Below are 17,492 nucleotides of genomic sequence, written 5' to 3' on the forward strand. Positions count from 1 at the left end.
GGAGATTCACGATGTTCGCAGTCATCAAAACCGGCGGTAAGCAGTATACCGTCGCGGCCGATGATAAAGTTAAGATCGACAAGATTGCCGGCGAAGTCGGCGATATTGTCACCCTTGGCGAAGTGCTGGTGCTCGGCGGCGATACGCCGTCGCTTGGTGCACCGCTGGTCGCCGGTGCTTCGGTTGCCGGTGAGGTGATCGAGCAGGGCCGTGACGACAAGGTCATCGCCTTCAAGAAGCGCCGCCGCCAGAATTCGCGCCGCAAGCGCGGTCATCGCCAGATGTACACGGTGCTTCGTATCACCGAGATCCTCACCGATGGCGCGAAGCCGTCGGAGAAGAAGGCCGCTGCAAAGCCGAAGGCTGCTAAGAAGCCGAAGGCCGCCAAGGCCGACGCGGCTCCGGAAGCTGCGGCAGAGTAGTTTTCGCTCGTTTTGGAGCGTTTCCATCGGGAAACGCGCCGAAACAACACGTGATGTTTCGTGTCGGGAAACCCATCTGGCGTTTCCGGCGGAATCACTGTAGATACACACGCGAGAGTTTAGGTAGAGAGCAATGGCTCATAAGAAAGCAGGCGGTTCATCACGTAACGGGCGCGACAGCGCCGGTAAGCGTTTGGGCGTGAAGAAGTTCGGCGGCGAGCACGTGATCTCGGGCAACATCGTCGTGCGCCAGCGCGGCACGCAATTCCATCCTGGTGCCAACATCGGCATGGGTACGGATCATACTCTTTTTGCCACCTGTGACGGCCGCGTCGAGTTCCGCGCGAAAGCGAACGGCCGCACGTACGTATCGGTAAACCCGATCGCACAGGCGGCCGAATAAAGACGGTGAAACTCAAGGTTTCGCCGGCTCTGTAGCCCCGGCGAAGCCCCTGAGACAAAAATTCAGGTGCCTTCGAGGGGGAGACGGGAAGCCGGCTCTCCCTCGAAGCGTTTAGGGCGCGCCGCTTCGAGATCGACAGATGCCCGATCGATCGCACGATTGCCGTCTCGGGATCGTGTTCTGGAGCCTGGCCATGACTCTCCTCGAAGAACTGCCGACCGGAACCTTCAGCGGCGCTAGTATGCCCGTCCTCGAGACGGAGCGGCTCACGTTGCGTGCACCGCGCCTCGAGGACGCAAAAGCGATCGCGGCGCTCGCGGGCGACCGTCGCGTAGCGGAAAACACGCGGCGCATTCCGCATCCGTACCGGGTCGAGGACGCCGAACAATTCATCGCAAAGGCGGGCGCCGCCATGCCGAACGAGATGGCCCTCATGGTCATCGAGCGCGAAGGCGATCTCGTCGGCGGTTGCAGTCTCACGATGCTCGACGGCCCGGCTCCCGAAGTCATTTTCTGGCTCGGCGTTCCGTTTTGGGGCCAGGGCTACGCGACCGAGGCGCTGCGCGCGATCATCGATCACGCCTTCACGGATCTCGATCACAAGGTGCTGCAGGCCGGCACGCGCGTGACCAACCCGGCGTCGCGGCGCATTCTCGAGAAGTGCGGCTTCCAGTGGACGGGCGTTGGCCTGCACCGCATCCGCTCGATCAAGAGCTCGGCGCCGATCGATCACTTCCGGCTCGACCGCGGCTTATGGCAGTCGCTGAAAAGCTGGGGCCAGACGCGGCGCGTAGCGTAACGAATTTCAAGCGCGCACCCTTCTCTGCCTGACGGGGAGAGGGGTGCGGCCACTCATTGTCGAGACCATCGCATTAGAGAATTTCCATGCGTAACGAATTGGCCAAGAGCGTCATCGGCACTCGCCGTTTGGTGTTGCGTCCCTTGCGTGAAGGCGATGCGCCCGCAGTTTTCGCCGGCTTCAACGACTGGGAGGTGATGCGTTTCCTCTCCTCGCCGCCGTGGCCATACACGCTCGCGGACGCCGAGTCGGCTGTCCGGCGCTCGCTGGACGCGACAACGAACCCCGATGAGGAATTGCGTTTCGCGATCACGCGCAAGGACGCGCTGATCGGGATTATCGGCGTGCGCCATCGCGCGGCCGGTGAGCATCAGCGCGCCGAGGGCTACAACATTGGCTATTGGCTCGGCCGCGATCATTGGGGCCAGGGCTTGATGACGGAAGCGGCGCGCGGGCTCATCGCGCACACCTTCGCGCTGACACGCGCCGACGCCATTTATTCGGGCGCTTTCGCGGAGAACACCGCGTCGCTCAACGTCCAGCGCAAGATCGGCTTTGTCCCCTACAGCGAGACGGTTCTCTATTCGCGGCCGCGTGACGCGATGCTGCCGCACGTCAACACGGCGCTGGCGCGCGAAGCTTTCGAGAAAATTGCCGCTTGAACTTGCGGCTGCGCCGCAGCGACTTATGTTGTGTGTCTAACTCATGGTGACGGTCTTCATCACGCTCCTTCGTCAGACGCGAATGCCAATGCCCGACCGCCGATCCGGCCGGAGGGGATGACGCGCGTCCGCGCGTGAGGCACAGCGCCGAACCGCCCTTCCGCCGACCGCGGGAGGGCGTTTTTATTTGCGACACTCAGGTTCGGCGCGTCTCACCAAGGATGCGTCTCATGACCAAATATCTGATCACCAGTGCTTTGCCGTATATCAACGGCGTCAAACATCTCGGCAATCTCGTCGGCTCGCTGCTGCCCGCCGACGTCCACGCGCGCTATCGCCGCCAGCGCGGCGACGACGTGCTCGCGATCTGCGCGACCGACGAACACGGAACGCCGGCCGAACTCGCCGCGCATGCGGCGAGGCAGGAGGTGCGCGCCTTTTGCGACGAGCAGCATCTTCTGCAAGCCGATGTCTATCGCCGCTTCGGCTTGTCGTTCGATCACTTCGGCCGCTCGTCGTCACCGCACAATCATGCGCTGACGCAGCACTTCTATCGCCGCCTCGACGCCGAAGGGCTGATCGCGGAGCGCGACGTCGCGCAGGTCTATTCGATAGCGGATCGCAGATTTCTGCCCGATCGTTATGTGCTCGGAACCTGCCCGCATTGCGGCTCGGAGAATGCGCGCGGCGATCAATGTGATGCCTGCGATACGTTGCTCGATCCGGCCGAGTTGATCGCGCCGCGCTCTGCGCTCTCGGGATCGCCCGCGATCGAACTACGCCGCACGCGCCATCTGTTCCTGCGGCAGTCGTTGCTGGTGGAGAAGCTCTCGCGGTGGATCGATACGCGGCGCGGCTGGCCGCCCTTCGTCGTCTCGCTGGCGCGCTCGTGGCTGACCGACGATCTGCGCGACCGCTGCATCACGCGCGATCTCGCCTGGGGCGTGCCGGTGCCGCGGCCGGGCTTCGAAGGCAAGGTGTTCTACGTCTGGTTCGACGCGCCGATCGCCTATATCGCGGCGACGCAGGACTGGGCCGAGCGCACCGGCGGCGACTGGCGCGAATGGTGGCAGGGCGGCGGTGCGGTTCGCTACCTGCAGTTCCTCGGCAAGGACAACGTGCCGTTCCACACCGTCAGCTTTCCCGCGACGCTGCTCGGGTCGGCGGAGCCGTGGAAGACCGTGGATGTGCTGAAAGGCTTTCATTGGCTGACCCACGAGGGCGGAAAATTCTCCACCAGCCGCCGGCGCGGCATCTTCGCGGATGCGGCGCTCGAAGAGTTGCCGGCCGATCTCTGGCGCTGGTGGCTGATCGCCAATGCGCCCGAAACGGCGGACACCGACTTCACGGTCGCGCGTTTCGCGGCGGAGACGAACAAGGACCTTGCCGATGTCTTCGGCAACCTCGCCAACCGCACGCTGCGCTTCACGGCGCAGGCGTTCGGCGGCCGTGTGCCGGACGGCGGCGTGCCGTCCGCGCTGGAGGAGGCTCTGGCGACGGACATCGCGGCTCGCGTGAAGTGCCTCGAAGCGCATCACGAATCGCTCGAATTCCGCCGTGCCGCCGCCGACACCCGCGCGATCTGGTCGAGAGCCAACGCGTATCTGCAGGAGGCGGCGCCCTGGACGGCGGTCAAGTCCGACCGCGACCGCGCGGCTGTTGTGACCCGAACCGCGCTCGCGCTCGTCCGGCTGTCGGCGACGCTGGCCTGGAGCATCGTGCCGAGCCTGAGCGAGACGGTCCTGTCGGCCTTCGGCGACGTGCCGAATCCTCCGCCTTGGCCGCGCGACATCGAGCACCGTCTGCTCATCAACCAAGACGGTAACCGGACGCTCAGCATCCTGCCGCCCGTCGTCGACAAGATCACCGAGGAGCATGCCGCCCGGATCGCGGCGCGGTTCAGCGGCTGAGGCCAAGCGTACGCCGCCAGCCGAGAGCGGATTATCCGCCACAGATGGCGTATTTCGTCGCGGGTACACGCCAAAGTGGTGACGCCGCGCGGGGCTTATGCTTCTGTGCCGCATTCGGTTGGCCCCCCGGCTTTTGCGGGCTTGAAGTAGCGTAGTTCCAACCGGGAAAAGCGGCCGCCGCAGATGCCGATAACGGCTCGTTTTGTCGTCCAGTCGACGATCGTCTTCCTGACGGTCGGCTTCCTGGCGTTGCTGGGCGTGGTCGGCACGACGATTTGGCTGAGCGAGCGCGCCCAGATCTATCAGGATGTCTCGGCCCACGAGCGCAACATTCGCGTCGCCGCGGTCGAGCTGCGCAACGCGCTATTGAGCGCCGAGTCGGCGCAGCGCGGCTACCTCGTCAACGGTAACGAAATTTACCTCGCACCCTTCGACAGTGCCCGGGCTGCCGCGGAGCTTCAGCTCGCGCGCCTGAAAGATTTGCTGCGCGGCCGCGAAGAGACCGCCGCAATGCTCGTTCGTCTGAGCAATCTCATGACCGAGAAATTCGACGAGCTGAACAGGACCACTCAGGCAAAGCGCGACTTCAACGAGACCGAAGCGCTGACCATCTTCCGCACCAACCGCGGCAAGCAGCTTTCCGACGAGGCGAATCTCTTCCTCTCCGCCATCATCCGCATGGCAGACGAGCGGCTCGCCGCCGGCATGGCGGAGCAGACCGCGAATGCGACGTGGCTGCGCCTGGTGTCGATCCTCGGCGGTGTCGTCATCGTCGGCGTCGTCGCCGGCACGATGATCACCGTGCTGCGTTACGCGGCCGAAGTCGCGCAGGCGCGCGACGAAGTGCGTTTGCTCAACGCCAATCTCGAACACCGTGTCGAGCGGCGCACAGCCGACTTGTCGCGCGCGCGCGATCACGCGCAGGCGCTTGTCGCTGAAGTGAACCATCGGGTCGCCAACAGCCTTGCGCTCGTGTCCGGCTTCGTGCGGCTGCAGGCGAACACGATCAAGGACCCGGCGCTGAAAGCCGCGCTCGGCGAGACGGACAGCCGCATCCTCGCGGTCGCGGCCGTGCATCAGCGGCTTTACTCGTCGCCCGATGTGAAGACCGTCGACCTCGACGAATATCTCACCGCCGTGTTGACCAATCTCGAGACGACGATGCGCGCCGAGGGTCACGGCGCCGCGCTGCAGCTCGATCTCGCGCCGCTGAAGCTGCGCACGGACGCGACCGTCAATCTCGGAATCATCGCGGCCGAGTGGGTGATCAACGCGTTCAAGTATGCGTATCCGACACGGGGTGGTCCGGTCCGCGTGAAGTTGAGTGCGCCGACCGCAGGCCGCGCCGAACTTACCGTCGAGGATGATGGCGTCGGCCGCGCCGATGGCGTCGTGCAAGGCACGGGCCTCGGCTCGCGCATCGTCAACGCGATGGCGAAGACGATGGGCGCGGATGTCGCGTATTTCCCGGGCAATCCCGGAACGCGCGCGCAACTGAGTTTCGCGCTGCAGGAATGACCATGGGCCGCAACAGTTTCACGCGCGTCGCGCTCACGCTCGGCCTCGCACTTTGCGCGGCGAGCGCACACGCGCAAAGCGGTGCGCCGGGCTTGACGCGTCCCGTCGTCCTCAAGCCGTTCGATGCGGGCGCACCCGCATGCGCGAAGCCGCCCAATCTCGCGCGCGTCATTGCCTTCGCGCAGGATAACGATCGCCAATTCATGCAGGGCGTCGCGAGGGGCCTCGCGGCCGCCGCGAAGGATCGCAATCTCGAATTCCGCGCCGCCGTTGCGGGCAACAACAGCGCCAAGATGGCCGAGGATATTCGCGCGTTCCGCCGCGAAAAAGTCGGCGCGGTTATTGCGGCACCGATCGACTCCGTATCGCTTGCTCCGGAGCTGCAGGATACGATCTGGAGCGGCAGCTACGTCGGCACGATCGTGCCGCCGCCCGCGACGTCGCTGCTCAATGCGCCGCAATATCTCACCGGTAAAGTGCTGGCCGACGTTGCGGCCGCGTATATCCGCGAACGCCTCGGCGGACGGGCACGCGTCGTCTTGCTGACGCATGACACGCTACAATTCCTCGCGCCGCGCTTTGTCGCGATGCGCGATGTGCTGCGCACGCTGCCCGGCGTGACGATCGTCGCGGACATCTCGCCGCTCACCGTGAACGAGCAGGGCGGCGCCGAGATGATGCGCACGATCTTGCTGGCGAATCCCGACGTCGATGTCGTGCTTGGTGCCGACACGGTCGTGCTCGGCGCACTCGATGCGTTGCGCCAGGCCGGCAAAGCGCGCGACAATCAATTCCTTGGCGGCATCGACGGCGAGCCGCGCGCGATCGAGGAGATCAAGAAGAACGGCCCGTACAAGGCGAGCGTCAGCCTCTCCTCGCCGGTCTTCAGCTATGCGATGGGTCAGCACGCGGCCGATTGGCTCGACGGCAAAAGCATTCCGCAGGCGATGGATATTCTGCCCGTCGCGCTCACCGCGAAAACGATGTCGAGCTACGAGAAGGATCAGGCAGATCCCGCGGCGGTGTATCGCGACGCCGCGCGCCGCGACTCTTATCTCAAGATGTACGGCAACATCTGCTACGACACGCGCGACCAGTACATCAACTTTCCCTGGTCGTCCGAGCGGCGGTGATTACGCCGCCTTGCCCTTGTTCTTCCGCATCAGATCCGTGAAGCGTGTGAAGAGATAGTGGCTGTCGCGCGGGCCGGGCGATGCTTCCGGGTGATACTGCACCGAGAAGACCGGCTTGTCGGCGAGCGCGATGCCGCAGTTCGAACCGTCGAACAGCGAAACATGCGTTTCCGTCACGTTCTTCGGCAGCGACGCGCTGTCGACCGCGAAGCCGTGGTTCATCGACGTGATCTCGACCTTGCCGGTGGTGTTGTCCTTCACCGGATGGTTCGCCCCGTGATGCCCTTGATGCATCTTCATCGTCTTGCCGCCGAGCGCGAGGCCGAGCATCTGATGTCCCAGACAAATCCCGAAGGTCGGCGTGCCCGAATTGATGACCTCGCGGATCACCGGCACGGCGTATTCGCCGGTCGCGGCCGGATCGCCAGGGCCGTTCGAGAGGAAGATGCCGTCCGGCTTGAGCGCCAGAATGTCCTCGGCCGACGTCTTCGCCGGCACGACGGTGACTTTGCAGCCCGCGCCCGCGAGCAGGCGCAGGATGTTGCGCTTGATGCCGTAATCGATCGCGACGACGTGGAATTCCGGGTCCTTGAGCTTGCCGTAGCCGGTCTCCGGCTCCCACGGCGTCTCGTCCCAGGAGAAGCGCTGCGTCGCGCCGACCATCGGCACGAGGTCCATGCCGACGAGGCCAGGCCACGCGGCGGCCTCTTTCTTAAGCGCCGCAATGTCGAACTTGCCGTCCGGCGCATGCGCGATGACGGCATTCGGCATGCCCTTCTCGCGGATCAGCGCCGTGAGCGCGCGCGTGTCGATACCGGAAAGGCCGATAATCTGGCGGCGCTTGAGCCACTGATCGAGATGCAGCGCCGAGCGGTGATTCGACGGGTCGGTGATCTCGTCGCGCAGGATGATGCCGCGCGCGCCCGGCGTCGCCGCCAGGCTGATCGACTCGATGTCTTCCTCGTTGGTGCCGACGTTGCCGATATGCGGGAACGTGAAGGTGACGATCTGCGCCGCGTAGGACGGGTCCGTCAGGATTTCCTGGTAGCCCGTCATCGCGGTGTTGAAGCAGACCTCACCGACCGCGGTGCCGGTGGCGCCGAGGCCGTAGCCTTCGAGGACGGTGCCGTCGGCCAGCACCAATACGGCCGTGACGAGGGGTTCGGTCCAGCCGTTCGTATCTTGTTTGATGGTCATGAGCCGGGTAGATACCGCCCCGGCTCGGGCGCGTCAAAGCCGCTTTCGCAATGATTCAGAGCAAGTTTTGTGATGATCCGAACCCTAGCCATCTACGCAGGTGCTGCACTCGCAGAAATTGCGGGCTCTTTTGCCTTTTGGGCGTGGCTGCGGCTCGAAAAATCGCCGATCTGGCTGATTCCGGGCCTTATTTCGCTCGCCGTGTTCGCGTATCTGCTCACTTTGGTTGACTCGGCGGCGGCGGGCCGCGCCTATGCGGCCTATGGCGGGCTCTATATCGCGGCCTCGCTGGTCTGGCTCTGGGCGGTCGAACGGGCTTCGCCGGATCGTTGGGACCTCATCGGCGCCGCGATTTGCCTCGGCGGAGCCGCCATTATTCTCTTCGGGCCTCGGCCCCTCGCGACCTAAGGACAAAGGCCATGCTGCGCGACAAGATCAACGACGCCGTGAAGGACGCCATGCGGGCGAAGGACTCCGCGCGGCTCGGCACGCTGCGCATGGTCAACTCGGCGATCAAGAATGCCGACATCGAGGCACGTACCGGCAAGGGGCCGCTCTCCGACGAAGACCTGCTCGCCGTCATGCAGAAGATGATCAAGCAGCGGCAGGAGTCGGTCGAGCTTTACGTCAAGGGCGGCCGCGAAGAGCTCGCTGCCGTCGAGCGCACCGAGATCGGCGTGATCCAGAGCTTCATGCCGCAGCAGCTGTCCGACGACGAGATGAAAGCCGCGATCGCGGCGGCGATCTCCGAGACGGGCGCGGCCGGCATCAAGGACATGGGCAAGGTGATTGGCGCGCTGAAGGCGAAATTCACCGGCCGTATGGATTTCGGCAAAGCCTCTGCCGCCGTGAAGGCGGCGCTTGCCGGGTAATGTCGGCCGATGTCGGACGCCTATGACGTCTTCATCTCTTATAGCCGCGTCAACACGGCGCAAGCGCGGCTGATCACGGATAAGCTGCAGGCGCTCGGCCTCAACGTTTTCTTCGATTCCGAAGGCATCGAGGTCGGCGCCGAATTTCCCGAGGTGATCGACCGCGCGGTGAAGAACGCGAAGGCGGTGCTTGGGCTTTGGACGCAGGAAGCCGTGCAGCGGCGGTGGGTGCGTATCGAAAGCCGCATCGCGCTCGATCGCAACACACTGGTCGCCGCCGCGCTTGCGCCGATGAAGCTCGAAGAGCTGCCGGCCGAATTCTACAACGTCAACGTCGTGGATCTCTCGACCTTCAAGGGTGAGGACTCGCATCCGGGCTGGCAGGCCGTGCTGCGCGCCATCGGCCGCAAGACCGCGCGTGCCGATATCGCTCCAGGTACGGACGTGACTACGCCCGCAAAAGCGCCAGGTGTCTTCACGAGCTGGAAGGCGAAAGCCGCTGCGGCCCTGGTTGTTCTAGCGTTGCTCGGCGGCGGATACTTCGGCGCGTCGAGCCTCGGACTCGTCGGCGGCGCGGCGGTTTCGACCGCGACGCTGCAACGCGATTTGCAGAAAGTCATCGAGATCGCGCAGCCGATCTTGTTCGCGAGTGCCGAGACGCAGATCAACGACATCGCGAAAAGTCCATTCCCGAAAGTCGTGTGGGCGGCCGCGCAGCTCGTCGCCGCCGAGCCGAGCGTGCCGGACCCGCTGCGCAAAACCTACGAAGGCGTCATCACGCGGTTGTTCGCCGCGCAGTGCTCGTGTCTCGTCATCGACGGCGCCGAAAGCGCAATTGCGTCCGCCTGGTTGCTGCTGTCGTTCACGGAAGACGGCAAGGAGCCGCCCGCGAATGTGCTGCGTGCGGTCGTTACGGCGCAGAGCCCACAGGGATGGTGGTCGGCCGCGCTAGATGCGACGCCGCAGTCGGATCATGCCTCGCTCAACATCACCGTGATGATGGTGCTGGCGCTCGATCAGGCGATCCCGCTGCTCAAAGCCGACGATCCGCGCCGCGCCGAAGCCGAACAGGCGCGCAACCGCGCGCTCACGTGGATTCGCAGCAATCGACCGGACGGCGAGCGGCTGTGGGCAGATTACCCGAGCAACCCGCGCCGCACCGAGCACAGCGTCTTCTCCGCGATGGCGACGATCGTTCTGCTGGCGCATGGTCGCGGCAGCGAACGCGCCGACTTTGCGCGCAACTTCGTCCGCTCGCTCAAGGCTGTCTCGGCGCCGGACGACAGTTTCTCGAACAACATCATCATCGCGCTCAAGAAAGGCGGCGAGCCTTACGTCGACACGTATCGCCACGTGCCGATGGGCTGGCAGATCCGCGCCCTCGTTGCCGCGCGCCCGCATCTCGAAGGCGCCGACCGCGCGGCCGCCGATGCGCTGCTCGCGTCGGCCTTCAAGATGTCGCTCAATGTCGGACGTCTCACGCGCCAGGATTGGATGCTTGCCGAACACGTCTTCGGCGTCCGCAGCGCGCTGGCCGAGATCAAGGCACGCCCGACGCAGTAGGAGTTATCGATGGCGATAGAGTTAGCGGCCGCGACGCCGATCTTCCGCATTTTCGACGAGGCGAAGGCGCGCGAATTCTATCTCGATTTTCTCGAGTTCAAGATCGATTTCGAGCATCGTTTCGCGCCGGATCTGCCGTTGTATCTCGGCCTCTCACGCGGACCGTTGAAGCTGCATCTTTCCGAGCATTCGGGCGATGCGTCGCCGGGCAGCACCGCGATCGTCTACATGAAGGGGGTACGCGAATTGCAGGCCGCGCTGATCGCGAAACAGTATCGCTACAATCGGCCGGGACTTGCCGAGCAGGATTGGGGTCTCGAATGCACCGTCATCGACCCGTTCCGCAATCAGCTGAAGTTTTTGGAGCAGATCAAGTAGCCCGGATGGAGCGGCGGCGAAGCCGCGCGCGAAATCCGGGAGCACCAACGGCGGTTATACCGTTCCTGGATTTGCTCGGCGTGCGCGCGAGAAGCGCGCCGCCTCACTTCATCCAGGCTACAAGTGCAAGCGCGCAAGACGTGGATGGCCCGCATGAAGCGGGCCATGACGCCGAGTTTGTGGCTAACGATGAAGAGCGCCTACTGCTGCTCGATACCTGCCTTCGCGGCGATCTGCTTGAACCGCGCGATCTCGTCCTGCTGAAATTTTTTCGTCGCATCCGGCTTGAGCATCGGCGAAATCGAGCCGAGCCGCGTCATGTAGTCCTTCACGTCCTGGCTCTGACCCGCCTTCTGCACCATCGCTTCGAACTGATCGGTGATCGCCTGCGGGACTTTCGCCGGCATTGCGATTGCAACCCAGACGGACGCGAGGAAGTCCGCAACGCCGGCTTCCTTCGAGGTCGGCACATCCGGCACGACCGTCGAGCGCTTCTCGTTCGCGAAAACGAGGCCGCGTAAATTTCCGCTCTTAATGAGCTCGCTGCCGCTCGACGCATCGACGACCGAAAAGTCGACTTGTCCCGCAACAGTCGCGGTGGTCGCATCGCCCGCGCCCTTGAACGGGATCGGCGTCGTCTTCATGCCGGCGACTTCGTTGAGCCATTCCGAATAGAGCTGATACGTCGCCGAGCCCGAACCGTAGTTGAGCGCGCCCGGCCGCTTCTTCGCATCGGCGACGAGATCCGCGAGCGTCTTGTATGGCGAGTTCGCCGGCACGATGACGAGGCACGGATTGAGGAAGACCAGCGAGATCAGTGAGAAGTCGGCGACGGGATCGTACGGCAGTTTCTTGAATTGCACGGCGTTGACCGACAGCGTCGAGTTGGCGCCGACGAAAACCGTATAGCCGTCCGGCGGCGCCTGGATCGCGGCTTGTGCGCCGACGAAGCCGTTGCCGCCCGCACGGTTCTCGACGATGAAGGATTGTCCGGTCTGCTCCTGCAGCACTTTCGCGAAGAGGCGCGCCATCGTGTCGGTGCCGCTGCCCGGCGGAAACGGAACGACGAAACGCACCGTGCGCGAGGGATACTTCTCTTGGGCGAAGACGCCACGTGCGCCGATCGCGAGCAGCGGCGCCGCGAGGCTGCCGGCCAGCACGGTCCGGCGCGACGGATGATTGCGGTGTGACACGGGCATTCTCCCTCTTGTTTTTCTTTGATCTCACTGTGCGGAAGTCATCCCGTTTCATCAAGGGCGCACATGCTTGACGTCTTGAATTTCGCGTGCGTGTTTGCGTCCGTCGAAACAAAGAAGCGCGAGAAGCCCTATGTCGTTCTGGAAGAAACTGTTCGGTGGTGGCGGCGGCGAGAGTGCGCCGAAGCAGAGCGAGCCGGAGGATTACAAAGGCTTCGTCCTGCGCGCCGCCCCGTTCGATGCCGAGGGTCAATTCCAGACCGCCGGAAGCATTTCCAAAGAGGTCGGCGGCGAGACGAAGACGCACGAATTCATTCGCGCGGACCGTCACGCGTCCTACGAGGAGGCGGTGTCGTTCGCCCTGATGAAGGCGCGCCAGATCGTCGATGAGCAGGGCGACCGCGTTTTTCGCTGAGATTATCGAGACGAACGTATTGAGAGGATTGCCGCAATGACGACCGAGCCGATTGGGGCTTTGACCATCCGCGTCGTGCCGATGCCGGCCGACACCAACGCCAATGGCGATATTTTTGGCGGCTGGGTGATGTCGCGCATGGACCAGGCCGGCGGCATTGCGGCCGCCGAGAAGGCGCAGGGGCGCGTCGTGACGGTGGCGGTCGATGCCATGACCTTCATCCGCCCCGTAAAGGTCGGCGATATTTTCGAGGTCTTCACGGCAGTCGAGAAGGTCGGGCGGACGTCGATCAAAATCCACGTCGAGGCCTGGGTGCGCCGCTTCCGCACGCGCCACCACGAGAAGGTGACGGACGGCACCTTCACATTCGTTGCGATCGACGATGACGGCAAGCCGAGGCCGGTGCCGGCAGGCTGACGCGAATCAGTGTTCGGTCGTATGACGCCGGACGGCGGGGAGCTTGATTGACGTTGACGTCATGTCAGTACAGCTGACGCATTGCCGCGTTCGTCATCAAAATGCCCGTTATGATTGCGGCGCATGACGGTTAATATGTCTTATGCGTGACACGCATGCCGTTTCGGCATGCGAACCATGTCGGATGGGCTCTATCGCACTGCAGCATTCGGCGTATATTACCGACAACAAGAACAGAAAAGTCCGAGGTTGACGTAATGGTCAACCGGAAGCGCCTGGTGGATGGTATCCTCGCACGTAAGGAGCCTACCATGGCAAGTTTTGTTCTTCCGACCCCGGCAAATGTCGCTTCGAACAATGATTCTGCCCGCAAATCCGCTCCGCAGCAGCTGAACGTCTTTCAGCGCTGGTACGACAAATTCGTAGCGTCGCAGCAGCGCCGCGCCGAGCGCAACGTCGCGCGCTACCTCGCGGAGACGGGCCTCAAGTTCACCGACCAGACGGAACGGGACATCGAGCAGCGTCTGCTTGCTCCGCACCGCTTCCACCGCAACTGAATCACACAACACAAAGAAAGAATCATAATGCCAGTTTTTCATCCCCACGGTGTTGCCGCCCAGGCGGTCCCGGTCCTCGCAAGCCGCGGCGGCGTTTTCGCAACGCTGAAGGCGATCTACGACTCGTTCCTTGAAGCGCGCGCCATGCAGAGCGCCGCTTTCAAGCGCGGTCTTCTGATCAACCGCTAAGGCGTAAACGGCACGCGCTTGCCTGCCGCCCTCAACCGCGACCATGATCCGGCGAAACAGTCAGCCGGATCATGGATATGCATATCGACCCCGACAAAGCGCGCTTCCAAGGCTTCAAGGATCTGCCGCGCGACGGCGTGATCCATATGCTCAACCTCGTTCGCGTCCGTGCCGAAGCGCAGTACGCGGATGGCCGAAAGGCGACCGGCGCCGAGGCTTACGCCGCCTATGGGCGCGAATCCGGCCCGGTTTTCGAGCGGCTCGGTGGCCGCATCGTCTGGCGCGGCCGCATGGATTTCATGCTGATCGGCCCTGATGCAGAGCGCTGGGACTACTGCTTCATCGCCGAATACCCGAACGCCGACGCCTTCATCGCCATGCTGCGCGACCCGATCTATCGCGAGGCGGTCAAGCATCGGAGCGCTGGGGTAGAGGACTCGCGGCTCATCCGCTTGTCGCCGCTGGCGGCCGGAGCCGGCTTCGCCTCGGCCGACTAGTCCGGAATTAACCGGCGATTAACTATAAATCCGCAGTTTCGGGAGGCAGGAACGGCCTACCGCATGGAAGCGTTGCGCGACGAGGCCGCACTCTCGCCCAATTCCGTCCGCATGCCGGGCGGGATTTTGACTGTCGGAGTAATGCAGCATGGCTTTTCGGATCGCTCTCGCGCTTGGCGCCCTCGCAACCCTGACGGTTCCGGCCGTCGCCCAAGAGGGCCGTGCCGCGCTTGAAGCCGCGATCCAGCGCCATGCCGCCGAAAACAACGTCCCCCCGTCGCTGGTTCACCGCATCATCGTTCGCGAGAGCCGTTACAACCCGCGCGCCGTTGGCCGCGGCGGCGCGATGGGCCTGATGCAGATCAAAGCCGCAACCGCGCGCGGCATGGGCTACAGCGGTTCGCCGTCGGGTCTGCTCGATGCCGAGACCAACCTCCGCTACGCCGTGAAATATCTCGCCGGCGCTTACAAGACGGCGGGCGGCAATCAGGATCGCGCCGTACGTTATTATGCGAGCGGCTACTATTACGCCGCCAAGTCGCAAGGCCTGACCGGGCCGCGCGCCGAACGCCGCCGCTATCGTCATGCGCGCCATGATGAAGGTCAGCCGCTCTCGCTCTGGCCGTTCTCTCAGCAGTAGTTATTTGCGCCCGAAAAGCCGCTCGATATCCGACAGCTTGAGTTCGACATAGGTCGGCCGGCCGTGATTGCACTGGCCGGAATTCGGCGTTGCTTCCATCTCGCGCAGCAGCGCATTCATCTCTTCGGCCTTGAGGCGGCGTCCGGCGCGCACCGATCCGTGGCACGCCATCGTCGCGGCGACATGCATCAGGCGACGTTCGAGCGGAAGCTCGTCGTCCCATTCGGCGAGATGCTCGGCGAGATTGCGCAGTAAGCCGACCGCATCGAGTTCGCCGAGCAGTGACGGTGTCTCACGCACCGCGATGGCGCCCGGCCCGAAATCCTCAATCACCAAACCGTAGCGCGCGAGCGTCTCGGTGCGCGCGAGAAGACGTTCGACATCGGCTTCGTCGAGATCGACGATCTGCGGCACCAGCAGCAGCTGCCGCTCGATGCCGCGATCAAGTTCTGCCTTCATGCGTTCATAGACGAGACGCTCATGCGCCGCGTGCTGATCGATCAGCACGATGCCGTCGCGCGTTTGCGCGACAATGTAGGTCTCGTGCAGCTGCGCGCGCGCGGCGCCGAGCGGGTGATCGATGAGGTCCGGCTCCGGCGCAGCCTCGAGCGCGACGCGCGCAGCCGGTGCGCCGACATCGAACGACGCTTGCGCGCCGCTCGAAAATCCAGGCGCCGCGGGCGACGAACGCCAATCCCACCCGGCGCGGCCGGGCGAACGCGGCAGCTGCACGACCGAGCCCGGACCGTCGGTCGGCTCGCTCTGCCAATCGGTGCGATAACCGGCGCGCAAACCCGCGCGCATCGCCGCGACCGTCGCGGCGCCGCCGGTGGTCGCGGCACGCCGCGCATCGCGCGACAGCGCTTCCTTCAGCGAGCGAACGATGAGACCGCGCACGCCTCCGGAATCGCGGAAGCGCACTTCGGTTTTCGCCGGATGCACGTTGACGTCGACGTCATGCGGATCGAGCGTGATGAACAGCGCGAGGACAGGATGCCGGTCGCGCGGCAGGTAGTCGGCGTAAGCGCCGCGGATCGCGCCGAGCAAAAGCTTGTCGCGCACCGGCCGCCCGTTGACGAAGAGATACTGCGCGAGCCCATTGTGCCGCGTGAAGGTCGGCAGCGCCGCGTGGCCGACGATCGACACGCCTTCGCGCGCGTCGGCGACATCGACCGCGTTAGCCTGGAAATCGCGCCCTAGAATGTCGCCGAGCCGCGCGAGGTGGCCGATCGCGCCCGGCATCGCGCCCGCCCAGGTCACAGGCGCGCGCTCTTCGCCCGCGAGCGTGAAGGAAACATCCGGCCGGCTCATGGCTAGGCGCCGCACGACTTCGCGCACCGCTTCGGCTTCGACGCGGTCGCTTTTCAGGAACTTCAGCCGCGCCGGTGTCGCGAAAAAAAGATCGCGGACGTCGACGCGCGTGCCTTGGCCGAGCGCAGCCGGGCGGATCTCGGATTTTTCTCCGCCTTCGACACGGACTTCCAATGCGTGCGGCTCGTTCGCATGTCGCGTCGTGATCGCGAGACGCGCGATCGAGCCGATCGACGGCAGCGCTTCGCCGCGAAAGCCCAGCGTCTTGATGTCGAGCAGGTCATCTTCGGGAAGTTTCGATGTCGCGTGCCGCTCGACCGCGAGCGCAAGGTCGGATGCCGTCATGCCTTGGCCGTCGTCGCTGACGCGGATCAGGCGGCGTCCGCCGCCGTCCGTCATCACATCGACGTGGGTCGCTCCGGCATCGAGTGCGTTCTCGACCAACTCTTTGACGACACTCGCGGGCCGCTCGACGACCTCGCCGGCAGCAATGCGATTGATGACGTCTTCAGTGAGCTGGCGAACCGGCATAGCGACTCAAGAGATTTGCGCGGCGGCTACCATAGACGGCCGCAGCGGTGTCGCAATCCGGCACACGCAGAAATTTTAGATAGTTATTGGCTCGCCCACAGGATGCGCGCCATCCACACCACGTCCGCGATGTTGACCTGACGATCGTCATGCTCGCGGTTGAGCGAACGCAGCTCGATCGTCTTCGAGGTGCGGCGCTTCAACTCCTTCGCCATGACCTCGCCCTCCAGCGTCTTCACCACGACGCGGTCGCCGCGACGGATGGGTGCGCCGGGCGAAACCAGGATGACGTCCCCGTCACGGTACGCCGGCAGCATCGAGTCGCCCGCGATCTCGAGCGCGTAAGCGTGCTCGTCCTCGACGGCCGGAAAGGCGATCTCGTCCCAGCCGGTGCCGGCCGGAAAGCCTGCGTCGTCGAAAAAGCCGCCGGTGCCGGCCTGCGCAAATCCAATGAGCGGTACCGCACGTGCTGGGTTGCGCGCCGAGTCCGTGATCAAGCCGACGAAGTGGTCGATCGTCGTGTTGGTGGCCGACAGGATCTTCGCGACCGACTCGGTCGAGGGCCAGCGCGGACGGCCGTCCGGCGTGATGCGCTTCGACTTGTTGAACGTCGTCGGATCGAGGCCCGCGCGCTTGGCGAGACCCGAGGCGGACAGTCCGGACTTTTCGGCCAGACGATCGACGGCGGCCCAAATCTGCGTGTGCGTGAGCATGGATATTATCCCCGGCGCAGGGTTATTCTGGATTATTTCCTTGAGCGTAGGAATTAAACCTCTGGAAATGCATTTGTCCAGCCCCAGAGGTCCTGTGAACCGAATAATTTTACCGCTCCGTTCAACCGGTCCGGCGTGCTAGTCCGGCGAGGACGGAGGGTCGGACGTG

At 64.2% G+C, this 17,492-nt stretch carries 21 protein-coding genes; 17 read left to right on the top strand and 4 right to left on the bottom strand.

All coding sequences use genetic code 11. The features are described from left to right. Window positions 1–11: 11 nt before the first annotated feature. From rplU to GJW30_RS04595, 7 genes are all read left to right on the top strand, one after another. Window positions 12–422 carry a 50S ribosomal protein L21 gene (gene rplU, locus GJW30_RS04565; protein WP_096352217.1) on the top strand — a complete coding sequence of 137 codons (411 nt, stop codon included), beginning with the start codon at window positions 12–14 and terminating at the stop codon, window positions 420–422. A gap of 133 nt (window positions 423–555) precedes the next feature. Continuing rightward, complete coding sequence (gene rpmA, locus GJW30_RS04570; RefSeq protein WP_096352220.1) at window positions 556–825, top strand: 50S ribosomal protein L27; 270 nt, start codon at window positions 556–558, stop codon at window positions 823–825. Between the two features lie 193 nt (window positions 826–1,018). Next, window positions 1,019–1,624 (top strand): GNAT family N-acetyltransferase, encoded by a 606-nt coding sequence (locus tag GJW30_RS04575; RefSeq protein WP_096352223.1) that lies wholly within the window; start codon window positions 1,019–1,021, stop codon window positions 1,622–1,624. Window positions 1,625–1,710: 86 nt separating this feature from the next. Continuing rightward, window positions 1,711–2,286 (top strand): GNAT family N-acetyltransferase, encoded by a 576-nt coding sequence (locus GJW30_RS04580; protein WP_096352226.1) that lies wholly within the window; start codon window positions 1,711–1,713, stop codon window positions 2,284–2,286. A 230-nt stretch (window positions 2,287–2,516) separates the two neighbouring features. Beyond that, window positions 2,517–4,196, top strand: coding sequence for a methionine--tRNA ligase (gene metG, locus GJW30_RS04585; RefSeq protein ID WP_096358656.1), 1,680 nt, complete (start codon window positions 2,517–2,519; stop codon window positions 4,194–4,196). A 183-nt stretch (window positions 4,197–4,379) separates the two neighbouring features. Next, complete coding sequence (locus GJW30_RS04590) at window positions 4,380–5,714, top strand: sensor histidine kinase (RefSeq protein ID WP_096352229.1); 1,335 nt, start codon at window positions 4,380–4,382, stop codon at window positions 5,712–5,714. 2 nt (window positions 5,715–5,716) lie between these two features. Then, the gene (locus GJW30_RS04595) at window positions 5,717–6,847 is read left to right on the top strand and encodes a sugar ABC transporter substrate-binding protein (RefSeq protein WP_245408657.1); all 1,131 of its coding nucleotides are present in this window, start codon (window positions 5,717–5,719) and stop codon (window positions 6,845–6,847) included. On the opposite strand, the gene carA is transcribed toward GJW30_RS04595, so the two are convergent. Then, window positions 6,848–8,044 carry a glutamine-hydrolyzing carbamoyl-phosphate synthase small subunit gene (carA, locus tag GJW30_RS04600; protein ID WP_096352235.1) on the bottom strand — a complete coding sequence of 399 codons (1,197 nt, stop codon included), beginning with the start codon at window positions 8,042–8,044 and terminating at the stop codon, window positions 6,848–6,850. It abuts the gene before it with no gap. A gap of 72 nt (window positions 8,045–8,116) precedes the next feature. On the opposite strand from carA, the gene GJW30_RS04605 reads away from it, so the two are divergent. The 4 genes from GJW30_RS04605 to GJW30_RS04620 are packed head-to-tail and all read left to right on the top strand — an operon-like array spanning window position 8,117 to window position 10,857. Further along, a complete protein-coding gene (locus GJW30_RS04605; protein ID WP_096352238.1) occupies window positions 8,117–8,452 on the top strand; it encodes a YnfA family protein in 336 nt (111 codons plus the stop codon). Window positions 8,453–8,463: 11 nt separating this feature from the next. Further along, entirely contained in the window at window positions 8,464–8,916 is a 453-nt protein-coding gene (locus tag GJW30_RS04610) for a GatB/YqeY domain-containing protein (RefSeq protein ID WP_096352241.1), read from the top strand. Window positions 8,917–8,925: 9 nt separating this feature from the next. After that, complete coding sequence (locus GJW30_RS04615; protein WP_096352244.1) at window positions 8,926–10,479, top strand: toll/interleukin-1 receptor domain-containing protein; 1,554 nt, start codon at window positions 8,926–8,928, stop codon at window positions 10,477–10,479. A 9-nt stretch (window positions 10,480–10,488) separates the two neighbouring features. Further along, entirely contained in the window at window positions 10,489–10,857 is a 369-nt protein-coding gene (locus GJW30_RS04620; protein ID WP_197703770.1) for a glyoxalase superfamily protein, read from the top strand. 200 nt (window positions 10,858–11,057) lie between these two features. On the opposite strand, the gene GJW30_RS04625 is transcribed toward GJW30_RS04620, so the two are convergent. Then, window positions 11,058–12,056, bottom strand: a complete 999-nt coding sequence (locus GJW30_RS04625; protein ID WP_096352246.1) for a Bug family tripartite tricarboxylate transporter substrate binding protein — start codon at window positions 12,054–12,056, stop codon at window positions 11,058–11,060. Between the two features lie 130 nt (window positions 12,057–12,186). On the opposite strand from GJW30_RS04625, the gene GJW30_RS04630 reads away from it, so the two are divergent. The 6 genes from GJW30_RS04630 (at window position 12,187) to GJW30_RS04650 (ending at window position 14,768) form a co-directional block, all read left to right on the top strand. Continuing rightward, window positions 12,187–12,468 (top strand): HlyU family transcriptional regulator, encoded by a 282-nt coding sequence (locus GJW30_RS04630; protein WP_096352248.1) that lies wholly within the window; start codon window positions 12,187–12,189, stop codon window positions 12,466–12,468. Window positions 12,469–12,504: 36 nt separating this feature from the next. Then, entirely contained in the window at window positions 12,505–12,885 is a 381-nt protein-coding gene (locus GJW30_RS04635) for an acyl-CoA thioesterase (RefSeq protein WP_096352251.1), read from the top strand. Window positions 12,886–13,196: 311 nt separating this feature from the next. After that, window positions 13,197–13,442 carry a hypothetical protein gene (locus GJW30_RS04640; protein WP_096352254.1) on the top strand — a complete coding sequence of 82 codons (246 nt, stop codon included), beginning with the start codon at window positions 13,197–13,199 and terminating at the stop codon, window positions 13,440–13,442. Between the two features lie 27 nt (window positions 13,443–13,469). After that, entirely contained in the window at window positions 13,470–13,631 is a 162-nt protein-coding gene (locus GJW30_RS22530) for a hypothetical protein (protein WP_157746689.1), read from the top strand. Between the two features lie 71 nt (window positions 13,632–13,702). Beyond that, a complete protein-coding gene (locus tag GJW30_RS04645; RefSeq protein WP_096352256.1) occupies window positions 13,703–14,128 on the top strand; it encodes a DUF1330 domain-containing protein in 426 nt (141 codons plus the stop codon). Window positions 14,129–14,276: 148 nt separating this feature from the next. Further along, window positions 14,277–14,768, top strand: a complete 492-nt coding sequence (locus GJW30_RS04650) for a lytic transglycosylase domain-containing protein (RefSeq protein WP_096352258.1) — start codon at window positions 14,277–14,279, stop codon at window positions 14,766–14,768. Here GJW30_RS04650 and mutL read toward each other — a convergent pair whose 3' ends face one another. After that, on the bottom strand, window positions 14,769–16,610 hold the full coding sequence (gene mutL / locus GJW30_RS04655; RefSeq protein ID WP_096352261.1) for a DNA mismatch repair endonuclease MutL: 1,842 nt from the start codon (window positions 16,608–16,610) through the stop codon (window positions 14,769–14,771). A gap of 83 nt (window positions 16,611–16,693) precedes the next feature. Continuing rightward, window positions 16,694–17,323, bottom strand: coding sequence for a LexA family transcriptional regulator (locus GJW30_RS04660; RefSeq protein ID WP_096352264.1), 630 nt, complete (start codon window positions 17,321–17,323; stop codon window positions 16,694–16,696). Between the last annotated feature and the right edge of the window lie 169 nt (window positions 17,324–17,492).

Origin of the sequence: Variibacter gotjawalensis, from assembly GCF_002355335.1 — a bacterium.
GTDB lineage: Bacteria > Pseudomonadota > Alphaproteobacteria > Rhizobiales > Xanthobacteraceae > Variibacter > Variibacter gotjawalensis.

Excerpts from the sequence above, each read along its gene's own strand:
- GJW30_RS04650 (WP_096352258.1), top strand. The coding sequence starts at position 14,277 with ATGGCTTTTCGGATCGCTCTCGCGCTTGGCGCCCTCGCAACCCTGACG.
- rpmA (WP_096352220.1), top strand. The coding sequence starts at position 556 with ATGGCTCATAAGAAAGCAGGCGGTTCATCACGTAACGGGCGCGACAGC.
- GJW30_RS04640 (WP_096352254.1), top strand. The coding sequence starts at position 13,197 with ATGGCAAGTTTTGTTCTTCCGACCCCGGCAAATGTCGCTTCGAACAAT.
- GJW30_RS04660 (WP_096352264.1), bottom strand. The coding sequence starts at position 17,323 with ATGCTCACGCACACGCAGATTTGGGCCGCCGTCGATCGTCTGGCCGAA.
- GJW30_RS04590 (WP_096352229.1), top strand. The coding sequence starts at position 4,380 with ATGCCGATAACGGCTCGTTTTGTCGTCCAGTCGACGATCGTCTTCCTG.
- GJW30_RS04610 (WP_096352241.1), top strand. The coding sequence starts at position 8,464 with ATGCTGCGCGACAAGATCAACGACGCCGTGAAGGACGCCATGCGGGCG.
- metG (WP_096358656.1), top strand. The coding sequence starts at position 2,517 with ATGACCAAATATCTGATCACCAGTGCTTTGCCGTATATCAACGGCGTC.
- rplU (WP_096352217.1), top strand. The coding sequence starts at position 12 with ATGTTCGCAGTCATCAAAACCGGCGGTAAGCAGTATACCGTCGCGGCC.
- GJW30_RS04620 (WP_197703770.1), top strand. The coding sequence starts at position 10,489 with ATGGCGATAGAGTTAGCGGCCGCGACGCCGATCTTCCGCATTTTCGAC.
- GJW30_RS04580 (WP_096352226.1), top strand. The coding sequence starts at position 1,711 with ATGCGTAACGAATTGGCCAAGAGCGTCATCGGCACTCGCCGTTTGGTG.
- GJW30_RS22530 (WP_157746689.1), top strand. The coding sequence starts at position 13,470 with ATGCCAGTTTTTCATCCCCACGGTGTTGCCGCCCAGGCGGTCCCGGTC.
- GJW30_RS04645 (WP_096352256.1), top strand. The coding sequence starts at position 13,703 with ATGGATATGCATATCGACCCCGACAAAGCGCGCTTCCAAGGCTTCAAG.
- GJW30_RS04605 (WP_096352238.1), top strand. The coding sequence starts at position 8,117 with ATGATCCGAACCCTAGCCATCTACGCAGGTGCTGCACTCGCAGAAATT.
- mutL (WP_096352261.1), bottom strand. The coding sequence starts at position 16,610 with ATGCCGGTTCGCCAGCTCACTGAAGACGTCATCAATCGCATTGCTGCC.
- GJW30_RS04595 (WP_245408657.1), top strand. The coding sequence starts at position 5,717 with ATGGGCCGCAACAGTTTCACGCGCGTCGCGCTCACGCTCGGCCTCGCA.
- GJW30_RS04625 (WP_096352246.1), bottom strand. The coding sequence starts at position 12,056 with ATGCCCGTGTCACACCGCAATCATCCGTCGCGCCGGACCGTGCTGGCC.
- GJW30_RS04575 (WP_096352223.1), top strand. The coding sequence starts at position 1,019 with ATGACTCTCCTCGAAGAACTGCCGACCGGAACCTTCAGCGGCGCTAGT.
- GJW30_RS04635 (WP_096352251.1), top strand. The coding sequence starts at position 12,505 with ATGACGACCGAGCCGATTGGGGCTTTGACCATCCGCGTCGTGCCGATG.
- GJW30_RS04615 (WP_096352244.1), top strand. The coding sequence starts at position 8,926 with ATGTCGGACGCCTATGACGTCTTCATCTCTTATAGCCGCGTCAACACG.
- carA (WP_096352235.1), bottom strand. The coding sequence starts at position 8,044 with ATGACCATCAAACAAGATACGAACGGCTGGACCGAACCCCTCGTCACG.
- GJW30_RS04630 (WP_096352248.1), top strand. The coding sequence starts at position 12,187 with ATGTCGTTCTGGAAGAAACTGTTCGGTGGTGGCGGCGGCGAGAGTGCG.